The organism is Hymenobacter sedentarius, assembly GCF_001507645.1.
Taxonomy (GTDB): domain Bacteria; phylum Bacteroidota; class Bacteroidia; order Cytophagales; family Hymenobacteraceae; genus Hymenobacter; species Hymenobacter sedentarius.
Genome location: NZ_CP013909.1, coordinates 1,934,809 through 1,949,326 on the forward strand (window position 1 = coordinate 1,934,809; position 14,518 = coordinate 1,949,326).

The following is a 14,518-nucleotide window of genomic DNA, read 5'->3' on the forward strand; positions in this document are numbered from 1 at the left end:
AAGAACGCGACAACAATCGTCCTGGCGGAGACCGTCAGCGCAGCAACGACCGCGACCGGAACAAGGACAACTCCCGCATGGGTGCTGACTCCGACTTCAAAGAAAAAGTAGTAGCCATCAACCGCGTAGCGAAGGTGGTGAAGGGTGGTCGCCGCTTTAGCTTCTCTGCCATCGTGGTAGTAGGCGACGGCAATGGCAACGTGGGCTACGGCCTAGGCAAAGCCAACGAAGTAACCGACGCCATTGCTAAAGGCATTGACGACGCTAAGAAGAACGTAGTGAAAGTACCGATGTACAAGCACACGGTTCCTCACCTCATGGAAGGCCGCTACGGTGGTGGTTTCGTGCTCATCCAACCGGCAGCGGCTGGTACGGGTGTAATCGCAGGTGGTGCTATGCGCGCCGTGTTCGAGAGCGCCGGTATCAAGGATGTGTTGGCGAAGTCGAAAGGCTCGTCGAACCCTCACAACGTGGTAAAGGCTACCTTTGCTGCCTTGGCCAAGATGCGTGACCCTTTGCAAATTGCACAGGCACGTGGTATCTCTCTTGCCCGCGTTTTTAACGGTTAATTGACATGGCACAAATTAAAGTAAAGCTCGTGCGCAGCGCAATTGACCGCCCCGAGCGTCAGAAGCGCACCGTTCAGTCCTTGGGGCTGAACAAAATGAACAGCACCGCGCAGCACGAAGTAAACCCGTCCATCATGGGCATGGTGAACAGCGTGAAGCACCTGCTAGAAGTAACCGAACTGTAAGACCATATATCGTCATGCTTAATCTCAGCAATCTATCGCCAGCCTACGGCTCGACTAAAAACGAGAAGCGGATTGGCCGGGGCGAAGGCTCCACGCGCGGTGGCACGTCGACCCGTGGTCACAAAGGCGCCAAGTCGCGTTCGGGCTACAAGCGCAAATCCGGCTTTGAAGGTGGCCAAATGCCACTCCAGCGCCGTGTGCCTAAGTTTGGTTTCACCAACATTAACCGCGTAGAGTACAAAGCCATCAACCTTGATGCCCTTGCTACCCTTTTGGAGAAGAACAGCGCTACCACCATGGATGCCGCTTACTTCGTAGCCAACGGTTTGGTGTCGAAAAACGCCAAAATAAAAATCCTCGGTCGTGGCGAAGTATCCACTGCCTTGGAGGTTCATGCTCACGCATTCTCGAAGTCGGCCGTTGAAGCCATCGAGAAGGCCGGCGGCAAAGCCGTAACGCTCTAAAGCCTACCTTCGGCAATGAATAAGTTTATCACGTCGATAAAGAACATTTTTGCGATTGAGGATCTGCGTACGCGGATCCTCAATACGCTTTTCTTCATTGCCATCTATCGCCTCGGCGTTTACGTGGTGTTGCCGGGTGTAGACCCGACACGCCTCAAGACCGGTGCTCAAGGCTTGTTTGGCATCTTGGATACGCTACTTGGTGGTGCATTCAGCCACGCGTCAATTTTCGCGTTGGGCATTATGCCTTACATATCTGCATCAATCGTACTGCAGTTGCTTACAATAGCTGTTCCTTATTTTCAGAAGCTCCAAAAAGAAGGCGAGTCTGGCCGTAAGAAGATTAACCAATACACTCGGATTCTTACGATTCCAATTGTACTGGCCCAGTCGGTTGGCTTTATTGCTACGATCAACGCCGAAGCCATAATCAATCCTGGCACATTCTTCACCGTTTCGACCATGATTATCATCACGGCTGGAACATTGTTCTGCATGTGGTTGGGTGAGAAGATTACGGACAAAGGCATTGGCAACGGTATCTCCATGATTATTATGATTGGTATCGTTTCGCGTCTTCCTGGTGCTATCATCGGTGAGGCAGCTGCCAAGGGGGTTAATAAGTCCCTGATTTTCCTGTTGGAAATGGTGGTGCTGTTCCTCGTTGTAATGGCGGTTATTGTACTTACGCAGGCGGTTCGCCGCATTGCAGTACAGTATGCTAAGCAGGTAGGTGGCACCACGCAGCTCGATGCACAGCGTCAGTTTATTCCCCTTAAGGTGAATGCTGCTGGTGTAATGCCCATCATCTTTGCGCAATCGCTGATGTTTGTGCCGGCTATTGTGGCTTCGGTATGGCAGAACCAGAGTGATACTGCTAGTTACATTGGGGTGAAGTTCTCGGACTACACCTCATGGCAGTACAATTTGACCTTTGGGCTGCTTATCATCATCTTCACTTACTTCTATACTGCTATCAGCGTCAACCCTAACCAGATTGCGGATGACTTAAAGCGTAGCGGTGGTTTTGTGCCAGGCGTAAAGCCAGGTCGGGATACGTCGGAATTTATCGATGAAATCCTAACCCGCGTGACGCTTCCTGGTGCAGTAGCGCTTGCATTGATTGCCATTTTCCCGGCTATCGCCTTGCTACTCGGCGTAACACGTCCGTTCTCGGCATTCTACGGTGGTACATCACTTATCATCATGGTAGGTGTAGTTCTAGATACCGTGAATCAAGTTCAGAGTTACTTGCTGATGCAGCATTACGATGGGATGATGAAATCGGGCAAGCTTCGTGGTCGCACAGCCCAGCCCATTTCGATAGCCTCGTAAGCAAAAATGGCCAGCGGTAGCATTCAATATAGAACCGAAGAAGAAATCGACCTCATCCGTGCCAGTTCGCTAGTGCTGGCGAAGGCCCACGGCGAAGTCGCTGGTATGGTGAAGGAAGGGGTGACAACGCGGCAGCTTGATAAGCGCGCGGAGGAATTCATCCGAGACCATGGTGGCGTTCCTTCCTTCAAAGGCTACAATAAGTTTCCCTACAGCTTGTGCCTCTCACCGAACTCGGTAGTAGTGCACGGGTTTGCTACCGACCAGCCGCTGAAAAGCGGCGATATTTTATCGGTAGACTGTGGGGTTTTCCTGAATGGCTTCCATTCAGACAGTGCTTACACTTACCCAATAGGGGAGGTGGCACCTGAAGTATTGACGTTGCTGGCTGAAACCAAAGCGTCACTGTACAAAGGCATTGAGCAAGCCGTGAGTGGCAACCGCGTGGGCGATATCAGCTACGCTATCCAGAACCATGTAGCCCCGTTGGGCTACGGTGTGGTGAGAGAGCTGGTTGGTCATGGAGTTGGCGCGAAGTTACATGAGAAGCCCGAAGTGCCAAATTATGGCAAGCGGGGTTCTGGACCGTTGCTGCAAACGGGTTTGGTATTGGCAATTGAGCCAATGGTAAACTTAGGCAAAAAGGACGTGGTACAGGAGGCGGATGGCTGGACTATCCGTACCAAAGACCGCAAGCCTTCCGCCCACTTTGAGCATACCATAGTAGTCAGAAAAGATAAGGCGGAGATTCTTACCACCTTTGAGTACATAGAAAAAGCACTGCAGTAGCCCTTATGGCCAAACAAGCCTCGATTGAGCAGGACGGAACCATCCTGGAAGCCCTCTCTAACGCCATGTTTCGCGTGGAGTTGGAGAACGGTCACCAACTGATTGCCCACATTTCAGGCAAGATGCGGATGCACTACATCAAGATTCTGCCTGGCGACAAGGTAAAGCTGGAAATGTCTCCCTACGACTTGTCGAAGGGCCGGATAAAGTATCGTTATAAATAAACCCGTTTCCCTTCACAGGTCATGAAAGTAAAAACCTCGGTGAAAAAGCGTAGTGTGGACTGCAAATTGGTCCGCCGTAATGGCAAGCTCTACGTCATCAACAAGAAAAACCCCCGCTTCAAGCAGCGCCAGGGTTAATCCTATTTTAGAATCCCGGAACCTTGGGTACTGAGGAGTTGGTTTACCCTACTTCCCGCCTTCCAAGTAGTTGCCGGGTTTCTGTCCGCAAACACATAACCACACAAAATGGCTCGTATCGCAGGGGTTGATATCCCGGACAACAAGCGCGGCGAAATCGCCCTGACTTACATCTTCGGCATTGGCCGGAGCAATTCTCAGAAGATTCTGGTGAAAGCCGGGGTTGACATCAACAAGAAGGTAAAGGACTGGACCGACGAGGAGTCGGGCGCTATCCGTGCCATCATTGCAGCTGAGCACAAGACGGAAGGCGTTCTACGCTCGGAAGTAACCACCAACATCAAGCGTTTGATGGATATTGGTTGCTATCGTGGCTTGCGTCACCGCAAAGGTCTGCCGGTTCGTGGTCAGCGCACCAAGAACAACTCGCGTACCCGCAAGGGCAAGCGGAAGACGGTAGCTGGCAAGAAGAAGGCAACCAAATAATCTCATCCGGGAATCGGCGCTGGTGGCTGCGAGTAATGTACTTGCGCTGCTAGCGCCAACACCTCCTGCATTTTTTGCGATAACCAAATGGCACAAAAAAGAAAAGACAAAGCCAAGAAGCGCGTTGTCGTGGTGGAGCAGGTTGGCCAGGTACATATCCGTGCCTCGTTCAACAACATCATCATCTCCATTACCAATAACAACGGTCAAGTTATTTCGTGGGCTTCGGCCGGCAAAATGGGCTTCCGTGGTTCGAAGAAAAACACGCCCTACGCCGCCCAAATGGCGATGAGCGACTGCGGTAAAGTAGCCCACGACCTGGGCATGCGCAAAGCTGAAGTATTCGTTAAAGGTCCGGGTTCGGGCCGTGAGTCGGCCATCCGCGCCCTCGGCAACGTGGGTATTGAGGTGACCACCATCCGCGACGTAACGCCGCTGCCGCACAACGGCTGCCGCCCTCCCAAGCGTCGTCGCGTTTAGTTTTTCACTTCTGATATTAGATTAAGATGGCACGTTATACCGGCCCTACCTCAAAAATTGCCCGTCGCTTCAACGAGCCGATTTTCGGCCCTGACAAAGCGCTCAACAAGAAAGCCTATCCTCCGGGCCAGCACGGCCGCGGCCGCCGCAAGAAGCAGTCGGAGTACGCTGTCCAGCTGATGGAGAAGCAGAAGGTGAAGTACATGTACGGCATGTTGGAAAAGCAATTCGAAAACCTGTTCCACAAAGCAGCGACCATGCCCGGCATCACCGGTGACAACCTGCTCGCTCTGCTGGAAGCCCGTCTGGACAACGCCGTGTACCGTTTGGGCATTGCCTCAACGCGTCGCGCTGCCCGCCAGCTGGTGGGCCACAAGCACATCACCGTTAACGGCGAAGTTGTCAACATTCCTTCGTACCACCTCCGGGCTGGCGACGTAGTGGGTGTTCGCGAGAAGTCGAAGTCCTTGGAAGCTATCAACACGAGCCTGTCGGTTCGCAACTCGCGCCAGTTCTCCTGGTTGGAGTGGGACGGCAAGGAGATGGTTGGTAAGTTCATCAACGCCCCGGCTCGCGAGCTGATTCCGGAGAAAATCACGGAGCAGCTCATCGTCGAATTGTATTCGAAGTAATTAACGCTACTGGTAGCGGCCCGGCAATTTGTCGGGCCGCACTTGTGCTTATACTTCACCAACTTTTTTCAAATTTTTTACGCCCCACATATGTCAATCTTAGCTTTTCAGATGCCGGAGAAAGTGGTGATGGAGAAATCCGACGACTTCACCGGGACGTTTGAATTTAAGCCGCTCGAGAAGGGCTACGGCGTCACCATCGGTAATGCGCTGCGTCGCATTCTGTTGTCGTCGCTGGAGGGTTTCGCCATCACGTCGGTTCGCACGAACAGCGTGTTGCATGAGTTTTCGACCATCGAAGGTGTGATTGAGGACATGTCCGAAATCATCCTGAACCTGAAAATGGTCCGCTTCAAGAAGACCAGCGACGCCATTGCTGATAAAATTACGGTGCGCGTGAAAGGTCAGGAGACCTTCTCGGGCAGCGACATTGGCAAGTTTGCCAGCGGCTTCGAGGTGCTCAACCCCGACCACGTGATTGCGCACATCGACCCCAGCAAAGAGTTGGAGTTTGAGTTGACAATTGCCCGTGGCCGTGGCTATGTACCCGCCGACGAGAACAAGCCAGCTGACCAGGTTTTCGGTCAAATTGCTATCGATGCTATCTACACGCCTATTAAGAACGTGAAGTACAGCATTGAGAACACCCGTGTGGAGCAAAAGACCGACTATGAGAAGCTCGTTATTGAGATTCAGACCGACGGTTCAATTCATCCGGAGGAAGCACTAAAAGGTGCGGCCAACATCCTCATTCAGCACTTTATGCTGTTCTCGGATAACACGATGACCCTCGAAGGTCCTCGCGTGACCGAAGACGAGCCGATTGATGAGGAAACCATGCAGATGCGCAAGATGCTCAAGACTCCCCTGGAGGACATGGAGCTCAGCGTACGCGCCAAGAACTGCCTCAAGGCTGCCGACATCAAAACGATGGGTGAATTGGTACAGCTCGAAATCGCTGACATGATGAAGTTCCGCAACTTCGGTAAGAAGAGCTTGACCGAGTTGGAGAACCTCGTTGAGGAGCGCGGCCTGGAGTTCGGCATGGACTTGGGCAAGTACCGCCTCGAAGAAGACTAGACGTCATGGCTGAACCGTTGGAAAGTTGACTGTGTTGCAGTCGGCAGCTAACGGTTCAGCCATTCGCTTTTTTAATAAACCTTTATTTTTTACCAGTGCGCCCCAGGGGCAGCGGTTCTAATGAGGCCTTCAAGGCCCGCCGTGGTCGCCGCCCGCAAGCGCACATCTTTTCAAACGTCCAATGAGACACGGAAGAAAAATCAACCACCTGGGCCGGACTACCGCCCACCGTCACGCGATGCTGTCGAACATGGCTTCGTCGCTCATCCTCCACAAGCGCATCACGACTACGGTTGCTAAAGCCAAAGCCCTGCGCAAGTATGTGGAGCCTATGCTGACCAAGTCGAAGGAAGACACCACGCACTCGCGTCGGATGGTATTTGCCGCGTTGCAGGACAAAGAATCCATCAAGGAGTTGTTCGGTAACATTTCGAGCAAGATTGCTACCCGTCCCGGTGGCTACACCCGCATCCTGAAGCTGAGCGATACCCGTCTGGGCGACAACGCCGAGATGTGCATCATTGAGCTGGTTGACTTCAACGAGACCCTGCTCGAAGCAAAATCGGCTGCTGCTGATAAGACGACCACGACCCGTCGTTCGCGCAGCCGTGGTGGTAAGAAAGCTGCTGGCGACGCTGCTACTTCGGCTACCGAAGTGAAAAGCGAAGCGGTTGCTCCCGCTGCTGTAGTAGAGACGTCGGCTCCGGCTGATACCGCTACTGAAACCGTTAAAGAAGGCGAAAGCCGTGATGAAGCTAAGGCTGACGAGGCGGGTGCTTAATTAGCATTAACTGTTACGATTGAAAGGGACGTGCCATTAGGTGCGTCCCTTTTTCGTTTTGGTACTTACCGAAAAACGTGATATGCCCCGAACAAAGAATCAAATGGAGTCCATAGTCCAAGTGTTCAGCAACGCACGCGAGTTAATTAGCTACGCCAGGTTTAGGTCCGCTTCGTTCGGCGGTAGGACGGTGTTTAATGGTGAGGTTGTGCTTATGCCGGCTGATTCGCGTAGGTTTGTAGCTCATTCAACTGTTTTAAAGACGACCTATTATGAGCTTCATTTCGCAAATTCACGCCCGCCAAATTTTTGATTCCCGTGGTAATCCGACCGTCGAGGTCGACGTGACCCTTGATTCTGGGGTAATGGGTCGTGCCGCTGTGCCTTCGGGCGCTAGCACAGGCAAACATGAGGCGGTGGAGCTGCGCGACGAGGATAATTCGAAGTACATGGGCAAGGGTGTACTGAAGGCAGTAGACAATGTGAATTCGCGCATTGCGGAGGAACTAGTGGGCTTCTCGGTATACGAGCAGGCGCTGCTCGACAAGATTATGCTCGAAATGGATGGCACGCCCAATAAAGCCAATCTGGGGGCTAATGCCATTCTGGGCGTAAGCCTAGCTGCCGCACGGGCTGCGGCTTTGGACGCCAACATGCCGCTGTACCGCTACGTGGGCGGGGTAGGAGCTTCGACACTGCCGGTGCCGATGATGAACATCCTGAACGGTGGCTCGCATGCCGACAACTCTATCGATTTCCAGGAGTTCATGATTATGCCTACTGGCGCTTCGTCCTTTTCAGAAGCACTGCGTTGGGGCACAGAGATTTTCCATCACCTGAAAAGTGTGCTCAAGAAGCAAGGCTTCAGCACGAATGTGGGCGATGAAGGTGGCTTTGCGCCGAACATCAAATCCAACGAAGAAGCTATCCAGATTGTGTTGCAAGCCATCGAGACGGCTGGCTACCGCCCGGGCGAAGATGTATTTATTGCCATGGACGCTGCGGTTTCGGAGTTCTATGAGGATGGCATGTACCACTTCAAGAAAAGCACCGGCGACAAGCTGACTTCGTCGCAAATGGTGGATTACTGGGCCGATTGGGTGAAGAAATATCCCATCATCAGCCTGGAGGATGGCATGGACGAAGACGACTGGAGCGGCTGGAAGGCGCTCACAGAGCGGCTGGGCAAGCAGACGCAGCTAGTGGGCGACGACTTGTTTGTGACCAACGTAGACCGCTTGCAGCGCGGCATTGATGAGGGCATTGCCAATTCCATTCTCATTAAGGTGAACCAGATTGGCACCTTGACGGAGACCATTGCAGCCGTGAATTTGGGCCGTCGCAATGGCTACAAGAGTATCATGAGCCACCGCTCGGGCGAAACCGAGGACAGCACCATTGCCGACTTGGCCGTGGCGCTGAATACTGGCCAGATTAAGACGGGCTCGGCTTCGCGCTCGGACCGGATGGCTAAGTACAACCAGTTGCTCCGCATTGAGGAAGAGCTGGGCGAGGTAGCTTACTTTCCCGGAAAGAATATGTAATAAACTCGCAGCAGTGAGTTCTACAGGTGCAAAAAGCTCGTTCGGTATTATCGGACGAGCTTTTTTTATGACCAAACCCTCGCACTAGCATTCAACCCTTTAAATTTGAATGCGCCGGGAGCTCTTTATAAGACGGGCTGCATCAATTATTCCTTATGAAGAAGATTGGTTTTCGTGTGCTTTTCCTGCTGCTCTTGTGCTGGCTGCCTGCTTGGGCTAAGGCACAGAATAGGCCTGACTTGGTTATTGTTGCGCCTTTTGTGGTGCCAACTACGGTACTGGGTGGTGCACCCTATACCATGTCGGCAGTGATTAAAAACCAGGGAAGCAATGGGTCACAGTTCAATTGCATTGGCTATTACCTATCAAATGATAACGTCTGGGATGCCACGGATGCTTACCTCGGGTCAAGCTGCCAGAGCCTGATGTATCCGGGACAGTCGGGTACGTGCAGTATTATGGGGACGATATCAATCCTGACGCCCCCGGGCAGCTACCGTTTGTTGCTAGTAGCCGACCCCTTGAATGCCGAGCAGGAATCGGATGAGACCAATAACGTGGTGAGCTTTGCGTTGACAGTAGCCACCGGCGGAGCGGCTTTACCGGATTTAGAATTGTGGCGGCCTTCGCTTTCGTTTGACGCGGTGCCGCCCGGCGGAAGCACGGGAGCGTTTACGTTCATCTTCAACCGCGGGCCTGGGAGCGCAGGGAGCTACGAAATCGGCTACTATCTATCGGCTGATACTGTTTTTTCGGCCGGTACGGACGTGTTTTTGGGGCTTGTAACGGGTGGAGGTTTGTCCACGCCCAGCGGCACTATCCATTCGGCACCGGTGCTAACGGTGCCCGCTACCACGGCGCCGGGCAACTATTTTCTGGTGCTGATGGCGGACCCGCGCAACGTCATCGTGGAGTCGAATGAGAATAATAACTCCCGGGCCTTGCCCTTGCGGGTAACGGGGGCGGTAACGGCGGCTACCTCTCCATTTGAGAAAGAAGGGGACGTGTACCCCAACCCAATTTCCCGCGGCTCAGTGCTCAGGGTGAAGCTGGCCGGAGCAGGCGGAAACCAGCCGGTACAAATACGGGTGTATGATGCATTAGGGCGGCAAGTGGTGCGTGAGGCGGTAGCTCAACCTAATCAGGTCGCGCACCTTGCTACCCAAGAGCTGCCGGTTGGCATATACTTGCTGCACCTGACTAGCGCAACGCTACACACCACGCGCCGTTTGGTGGTCGAGTAAAGGCATTTTGTGAGCACTAAGCGTGCTAGTCCAGTATCTTTACCCTAATGCAACTACCTTCTTTTGTTAGTCCGGTTCTGCGCGTTGTCCGCAGCTTTTATTTCCTCACGGGCATGGGCTTTTTGGTCTGGATGTTGGTTTTCGACGCCAACGATTTGGGCAAGCAGTTTGACATCTACCAGAAGTGGAAGGAGCTGCGCAACGAGAAGCAGTACTACCTCGACAACATTGAAGTAGTGAAGCGGGAGCGGGCAGAGCTGATGAGCTCGCCGGCTCTGCTTGAAAAATTTGCGCGGGAAAAGTACCTGATGAAGCGCCCCGGAGAGGACGTATTTGTGCTGGTGCCCGCGACGGCAGAATAAAGCAGCTCGACCTGGCCGCACGCAGCTGCTCAGTGCTTGCCCAATGCAGCGGTGACTGAGCTGCTTGAACTGCTGCCGCTTAATTTTGGCCATGCAAGAGTTTGTCAGTCGCGGGCCAGAACCAGGATTTCTACGAGCCCAACATCCGCGGCTGAAAGCATTGGGCTTGGCGCTGGCAACATGGGTGCTGATTGTTGGGGGGAGCGCTGCCCAACAGCCGGCCCCGGCACCAAAGACCGCGAAGTTGAGCCAAGGGCAGGTAGCGTGGCAGTTTCTGCGCGCAGTACTGCGGGCTAACTACACGGCCGCTTATGCGCGGCTGGCGCCGGAAGTGCACCAAGCTGTGAGCCTCGAACGCTTCGAAGCAGCGGCGCGGCCCATCTGGAAAACCGGGCAGCGGCGCGGGCAGCAAATTGAGCTGTATAAGCTCGGGGTAAGGCTCGGCGCGGGCGGTTCCTCGCGCATGTTTTATGCGTTTACGTTCGCGTCGGATTCGGCCGCGAAATCACCCGCCGCCGTGCTGGAGGTCACTTTTCGGGATACCACGGCGCGCGCTGTATTAGGATTTGCCCAGCGCATAGCGCCACAGGCCGCCCCCAAACGTCCACGCACGCCATCAGGCCGCCACGGCAGCAGCCGAAGCCGCTGACACGCGCGACTTCTCGTAGAAGCGCTGCAGGCCCACAGCGAGCCAAAATGCCACCATCACGCGAGGTTCCTGCCAGAAATCCTGGGTGAGGGAGTGCAGCAGGAAGAACAAGAAATACACGGTGAAGCCCACGCGGCCGGGGGTGCGGCTCCAGCGGAACGCCCACCGCAGCTGCCGCCACACCAGATACCCCAGCAGCATCACGCCCGTGGCAAAGCCCAGCGCGCCGGCCTCCACGAGCCAGTCCAGGTACAGATTGTGGGCGTTCATGCGCCGCAGGGTGGTGTAATACGTGGGGTGGGATGGCGAATGCCGGACAAAATCGAGGTAGCGGTCGGGGAAGGTGCCGGGGCCTACGCCCACCACCGGCTCCTGCTGGTAGAGGTCAATGCTGAACAGCCAGCGGCTCTTGCGCTCCGCATTGGATTCGTTGGCCGGCGAAAAGTCGCTTACGGAGCTCAGCTCGTGCAGCAGCTTGGGGTCGGAGGGCTGGGAGGCGTTGGGGTGCACGCCTTCCACCACCTGCCAGGCGGCCAGAATAAACAGGCCCGAAACGGCCCAAGGGAGCAGGATTCGGCGCCCTATCGCCCAGCCGGCATTGGCGAGCAAGAGCAGGGCCTGGGCTGAAAGCGATACATAAGACGCGCGCGAATACGAAAAGGCCACCACCATGAGCACGCCGGTGAGCACGGCCGTGGTCAGCACGCGGACCCGCGTGCGCTGCACGAACGGATGGTACAGCAGCGCCAGGTTGAGCAGCAGCACCAGCGGCTCCAGCATCACCGTGAGGTTGGTGTGGGCGTGCTCCAGGAAAGGCTGGGCAATGGTGTAGGAAAGCTGGTAGGAAATGCCCTGCAACGCCTGCTGGGTGAGCACATACGCTACCAACACCACCGTGCCCGCTGCAATAGCGCCCACCGCCCGCATCCATTCGCTGCGCTGCAGGCCCAGCACCCGGGGCACGCCATAGCCAAAGGCCACGTAGAGCACCATGGTGGCCAGGTACTTGGCTGATACAATGGGCGCATCCGAAAACACTGTGGCCAGCAGCAACGCGCCAAAATGCAGCCCAATGAGCTTGTCGAGTTTCTGGGTTTTCCGGGGCACGGGCAGGCGGCCGCTGAGCAGACCTGCCCCGAGCACGCCCACGGTGAGCAGCATCAGGGGTTCGGAAACCATGAGCATCCCAAAATGCCACTGCTCCGAAAGCCAGTTTACGGACAACGGCACGCTAAACAGCGCGCCGTAAAACAGCAGCAACAGCCGTGAACGGAAAGGGGAAGGATTCATGCAGAAGGGTAGAGGACACGCCTACACAAGGCGTACGCAGGCAAGCCGTTAACCGATTTTTTTGCCGGCCATGGCTTGCTGAATGGAGATGTTCATCACCCGCTCGGCGTAGGGACGGGTGAGTTCGTCGAGCTCGTCCATCGCCTTGAGGATGGGGTCGCGCTCGGTCCCGGCCAGGGCGGTGCGCAGGCGCTCGACCTGGGCTTCGGTAGCGGTCAGCTCCTCTTCGGTGAGGTGCTGGCGGTTCTTCTTGGTGAAATTGCCCACCTGGTACAGCAGCTGCTCGGCAGCGGTGCGGGCCTCGATGAGCAGGCGGGCCGACACGTCTTCCTTGGCATGCACCAGCGAGTCCATCAGCATTTGCTCCACCTGCTCGTCGGTCAGGCCGTACTGCGGCTTGATTTCGACCTGCTGGCGCGTGTTGGAACGCAGCTCAATGGCTTCCACCTGCAGAATGCCGTCGGCGTTGAGCAGGAAGTTGACGTCTACTTTGGGCAGGCCAGCAGGCATGGCTGGAATGCCGCGCAAGGTGAACTCACCAAGCTTGCGGTTCTGGCTCACCAGGTCGCGCTCTCCCTGGTACACAGCGATTTTAAGGTTGACTTGGCCATCCACGCTGGTGGTGTACTGGCGGCCGGCTTTGGTGGGGATTTTGGAATTGCGGGGAATGATGGGGTCGAGCAGGCCGCCCAGCGTTTCGATGCCCAAGGTGAGCGGCGTGACGTCGAGCAGGAGCACGTCGCGCCGGTTGCCGGCCAGGATGTCGGCTTGAATGGCGGCACCCAGTGCTACTACTTCGTCCGGGTTGAGGGAATTGTTGGCCGGCTGGCCAAAGAATTCCGATACGGCGTCGTACACCAACGGCACGCGCGTGGAGCCGCCCACCAGCAGCACGGCGTCGAGGTCAGAGGCGGCCAGGGTCGAATCTGCAAGCGCCTGGCGGCAGGCGGCGATGGTGCGGTCTACCAGCGGGCGAATCAGGTCGTTGAACTGCGCGCGGATGAGCGTGACGGGGAATACCTGCCCGGCTTCGTCGGTGAGCTGGGTCGTGAAATCATCGTGCTGACTGAGGTACTTCTTGGCCATTTCGGCGGCCAGGCGCAGCTGTTGCTGCAGGTGCGGGTTGGTTTGGAAGGTGGCGGGCAGCTGGAAGGTGGTGGTCCAGTACTCGGCCACTACCCGGTCCAAGTCGTCGCCGCCGAGGTAGGTGTCGCCGTTGGTGCTCAGCACTTCAAAAATGCCCTGCTGAATGCGCAGAATGCTGATGTCGAAGGTGCCACCGCCCAGGTCGTACACGGCCACCGTTTTCTCGTCGCTGGGGTCGAGGCCGATGCCGTAGGCTAGGGCGGCCGCGGTCGGCTCGTTCACGATGCGCAGCACCTCCAGCCCGGCCAGGCGGCCGGCGTCGCGGGTGGCCTGGCGCTGCGAATCGTTGAAATACGCCGGTACCGTAATCACGGCGCGGTTCACAGGCGTTTTGAGGGCGTGCTCGGCGCGGGCGCGCAGCTCCTTCAGGATATCGGCCGACAGCTCGATGGGGGAGTAAAACCGGTCGTCGACCCGGATTTTGACTAAGCCTTCGGAGTTGTCGTCGATGACCTTGTAGCCCAATTGCTCGGCGTGGTTGCCGAGGTCGCGGTAGCTTTTGCCCAGTAGGCGCTTCACCGAGTAAATGGTATGCTGGGGGTCGGTGAGCAGGAATTCGCGAGCCTCGGTGCCCACCACGGGCTCGCCGCCATCGGCGGGGAAGTGCACCACCGAGGGCACGATGGTGCCGCGCCCTTGGTCGTTGATGGCCACGGGCTGGCGGGTATCGGGGTGCACGTAGGCCACCAGGCTGTTGGTGGTGCCCAGGTCGATGCCGACGATGATTTCTTCTTGCTGGAACGTGCCGGTGGCAAGGTTGATAGCTACAGTAGCCATAGTTGCACGGAGCCAACGATTTCGCAAGCCCCCATAAGTAACAGGTAATTGGCAAATGCTTGCCTAAAAAGGATGTACAAAAGTAGTTTATAAACAGCCTTGGGCAGGAGCGAAGGGTAGCCGGGGCGCTGGTGGATACAACTGCTGAGATTATCGATAAAGGACAAAATTTTATAAATAAAATTTATAAACAAATTCAAATCCGACCTTTTTATAAACCCGTAAATTTATGGTAATGAGATACATATATAACCACAGCTGTAACACCGGGTTGGGCGAACGCGCACCTCCTACACGTAGCAGTCTTTGAATATTTCAGTTTCTGCCCGCTGCTTAACGCGCT

18 protein-coding genes are annotated in these 14,518 nt (G+C 55.6%); 16 read left to right on the forward strand and 2 right to left on the reverse strand.

Translation table 11 applies throughout. The features are described 5' to 3' along the window. Positions 1–77: 77 nt before the first annotated feature. The 16 genes from rpsE to AUC43_RS08125 all read left to right on the forward strand — a co-directional run bounded on the left by rpsE (position 78) and on the right by AUC43_RS08125 (position 10,962). A complete protein-coding gene (gene rpsE, locus AUC43_RS08050) occupies positions 78–569 on the forward strand; it encodes a 30S ribosomal protein S5 (protein WP_035567955.1) in 492 nt (163 codons plus the stop codon). Between the two features lie 5 nt (positions 570–574). Further along, positions 575–754: a 50S ribosomal protein L30 gene (rpmD, locus tag AUC43_RS08055; protein ID WP_068191748.1), complete on the forward strand. Its 180-nt coding sequence runs from the start codon at positions 575–577 to the stop codon at positions 752–754. A gap of 14 nt (positions 755–768) precedes the next feature. Further along, complete coding sequence (rplO, locus tag AUC43_RS08060; protein ID WP_068191750.1) at positions 769–1,218, forward strand: 50S ribosomal protein L15; 450 nt, start codon at positions 769–771, stop codon at positions 1,216–1,218. A 15-nt stretch (positions 1,219–1,233) separates the two neighbouring features. Then, positions 1,234–2,553: a preprotein translocase subunit SecY gene (gene secY, locus AUC43_RS08065; RefSeq protein ID WP_068191752.1), complete on the forward strand. Its 1,320-nt coding sequence runs from the start codon at positions 1,234–1,236 to the stop codon at positions 2,551–2,553. 6 nt (positions 2,554–2,559) lie between these two features. Then, a complete protein-coding gene (gene map, locus AUC43_RS08070) occupies positions 2,560–3,342 on the forward strand; it encodes a type I methionyl aminopeptidase (RefSeq protein WP_068191756.1) in 783 nt (260 codons plus the stop codon). 5 nt (positions 3,343–3,347) lie between these two features. Then, entirely contained in the window at positions 3,348–3,566 is a 219-nt protein-coding gene (gene infA / locus AUC43_RS08075; protein ID WP_035567874.1) for a translation initiation factor IF-1, read from the forward strand. Positions 3,567–3,587: 21 nt separating this feature from the next. Beyond that, positions 3,588–3,704 (forward strand): 50S ribosomal protein L36, encoded by a 117-nt coding sequence (rpmJ, locus tag AUC43_RS08080; protein WP_046246595.1) that lies wholly within the window; start codon positions 3,588–3,590, stop codon positions 3,702–3,704. A 108-nt stretch (positions 3,705–3,812) separates the two neighbouring features. Further along, positions 3,813–4,190, forward strand: coding sequence for a 30S ribosomal protein S13 (gene rpsM / locus AUC43_RS08085; protein WP_046246596.1), 378 nt, complete (start codon positions 3,813–3,815; stop codon positions 4,188–4,190). A gap of 87 nt (positions 4,191–4,277) precedes the next feature. After that, entirely contained in the window at positions 4,278–4,670 is a 393-nt protein-coding gene (gene rpsK / locus AUC43_RS08090) for a 30S ribosomal protein S11 (RefSeq protein WP_035567868.1), read from the forward strand. 26 nt (positions 4,671–4,696) lie between these two features. Continuing rightward, a complete protein-coding gene (rpsD, locus tag AUC43_RS08095) occupies positions 4,697–5,302 on the forward strand; it encodes a 30S ribosomal protein S4 (protein ID WP_068191757.1) in 606 nt (201 codons plus the stop codon). Between the two features lie 90 nt (positions 5,303–5,392). Further along, the gene (locus AUC43_RS08100; protein WP_068198387.1) at positions 5,393–6,382 is read left to right on the forward strand and encodes a DNA-directed RNA polymerase subunit alpha; all 990 of its coding nucleotides are present in this window, start codon (positions 5,393–5,395) and stop codon (positions 6,380–6,382) included. A 181-nt stretch (positions 6,383–6,563) separates the two neighbouring features. Beyond that, entirely contained in the window at positions 6,564–7,163 is a 600-nt protein-coding gene (rplQ, locus tag AUC43_RS08105) for a 50S ribosomal protein L17 (RefSeq protein WP_068191759.1), read from the forward strand. 272 nt (positions 7,164–7,435) lie between these two features. Then, on the forward strand, positions 7,436–8,707 hold the full coding sequence (eno, locus tag AUC43_RS08110; RefSeq protein WP_068191761.1) for a phosphopyruvate hydratase: 1,272 nt from the start codon (positions 7,436–7,438) through the stop codon (positions 8,705–8,707). Positions 8,708–8,862: 155 nt separating this feature from the next. Next, the gene (locus AUC43_RS08115; protein ID WP_068191763.1) at positions 8,863–9,951 is read left to right on the forward strand and encodes a CARDB domain-containing protein; all 1,089 of its coding nucleotides are present in this window, start codon (positions 8,863–8,865) and stop codon (positions 9,949–9,951) included. A 47-nt stretch (positions 9,952–9,998) separates the two neighbouring features. After that, complete coding sequence (locus AUC43_RS08120) at positions 9,999–10,313, forward strand: FtsB family cell division protein (protein ID WP_068191765.1); 315 nt, start codon at positions 9,999–10,001, stop codon at positions 10,311–10,313. 166 nt (positions 10,314–10,479) lie between these two features. Beyond that, positions 10,480–10,962 carry a hypothetical protein gene (locus tag AUC43_RS08125; protein WP_199243515.1) on the forward strand — a complete coding sequence of 161 codons (483 nt, stop codon included), beginning with the start codon at positions 10,480–10,482 and terminating at the stop codon, positions 10,960–10,962. On the opposite strand, the gene AUC43_RS08130 is transcribed toward AUC43_RS08125, so the two are convergent. Beyond that, a complete protein-coding gene (locus AUC43_RS08130) occupies positions 10,930–12,252 on the reverse strand; it encodes an O-antigen ligase family protein (RefSeq protein ID WP_082684987.1) in 1,323 nt (440 codons plus the stop codon). The two genes, AUC43_RS08125 and AUC43_RS08130, sit on opposite strands and share 33 nt — an antisense overlap. 48 nt (positions 12,253–12,300) lie before the next feature. Continuing rightward, a complete protein-coding gene (hscA, locus tag AUC43_RS08135) occupies positions 12,301–14,175 on the reverse strand; it encodes a Fe-S protein assembly chaperone HscA (RefSeq protein WP_068191771.1) in 1,875 nt (624 codons plus the stop codon). Between the last annotated feature and the right edge of the window lie 343 nt (positions 14,176–14,518).

What these genes read in the sequence shown, in the direction of transcription:
- rpsE (WP_035567955.1), top strand. Translation starts at nt 78, where the DNA reads ATGGGTGCTGACTCCGACTTCAAAGAAAAAGTAGTAGCCATCAACCGC.
- rpmD (WP_068191748.1), top strand. Translation starts at nt 575, where the DNA reads ATGGCACAAATTAAAGTAAAGCTCGTGCGCAGCGCAATTGACCGCCCC.
- rplO (WP_068191750.1), top strand. Translation starts at nt 769, where the DNA reads ATGCTTAATCTCAGCAATCTATCGCCAGCCTACGGCTCGACTAAAAAC.
- secY (WP_068191752.1), top strand. Translation starts at nt 1,234, where the DNA reads ATGAATAAGTTTATCACGTCGATAAAGAACATTTTTGCGATTGAGGAT.
- map (WP_068191756.1), top strand. Translation starts at nt 2,560, where the DNA reads ATGGCCAGCGGTAGCATTCAATATAGAACCGAAGAAGAAATCGACCTC.
- infA (WP_035567874.1), top strand. Translation starts at nt 3,348, where the DNA reads ATGGCCAAACAAGCCTCGATTGAGCAGGACGGAACCATCCTGGAAGCC.
- rpmJ (WP_046246595.1), top strand. Translation starts at nt 3,588, where the DNA reads ATGAAAGTAAAAACCTCGGTGAAAAAGCGTAGTGTGGACTGCAAATTG.
- rpsM (WP_046246596.1), top strand. Translation starts at nt 3,813, where the DNA reads ATGGCTCGTATCGCAGGGGTTGATATCCCGGACAACAAGCGCGGCGAA.
- rpsK (WP_035567868.1), top strand. Translation starts at nt 4,278, where the DNA reads ATGGCACAAAAAAGAAAAGACAAAGCCAAGAAGCGCGTTGTCGTGGTG.
- rpsD (WP_068191757.1), top strand. Translation starts at nt 4,697, where the DNA reads ATGGCACGTTATACCGGCCCTACCTCAAAAATTGCCCGTCGCTTCAAC.
- AUC43_RS08100 (WP_068198387.1), top strand. Translation starts at nt 5,393, where the DNA reads ATGTCAATCTTAGCTTTTCAGATGCCGGAGAAAGTGGTGATGGAGAAA.
- rplQ (WP_068191759.1), top strand. Translation starts at nt 6,564, where the DNA reads ATGAGACACGGAAGAAAAATCAACCACCTGGGCCGGACTACCGCCCAC.
- eno (WP_068191761.1), top strand. Translation starts at nt 7,436, where the DNA reads ATGAGCTTCATTTCGCAAATTCACGCCCGCCAAATTTTTGATTCCCGT.
- AUC43_RS08115 (WP_068191763.1), top strand. Translation starts at nt 8,863, where the DNA reads ATGAAGAAGATTGGTTTTCGTGTGCTTTTCCTGCTGCTCTTGTGCTGG.
- AUC43_RS08120 (WP_068191765.1), top strand. Translation starts at nt 9,999, where the DNA reads ATGCAACTACCTTCTTTTGTTAGTCCGGTTCTGCGCGTTGTCCGCAGC.
- AUC43_RS08130 (WP_082684987.1), bottom strand. Translation starts at nt 12,252, where the DNA reads ATGAATCCTTCCCCTTTCCGTTCACGGCTGTTGCTGCTGTTTTACGGC.
- hscA (WP_068191771.1), bottom strand. Translation starts at nt 14,175, where the DNA reads ATGGCTACTGTAGCTATCAACCTTGCCACCGGCACGTTCCAGCAAGAA.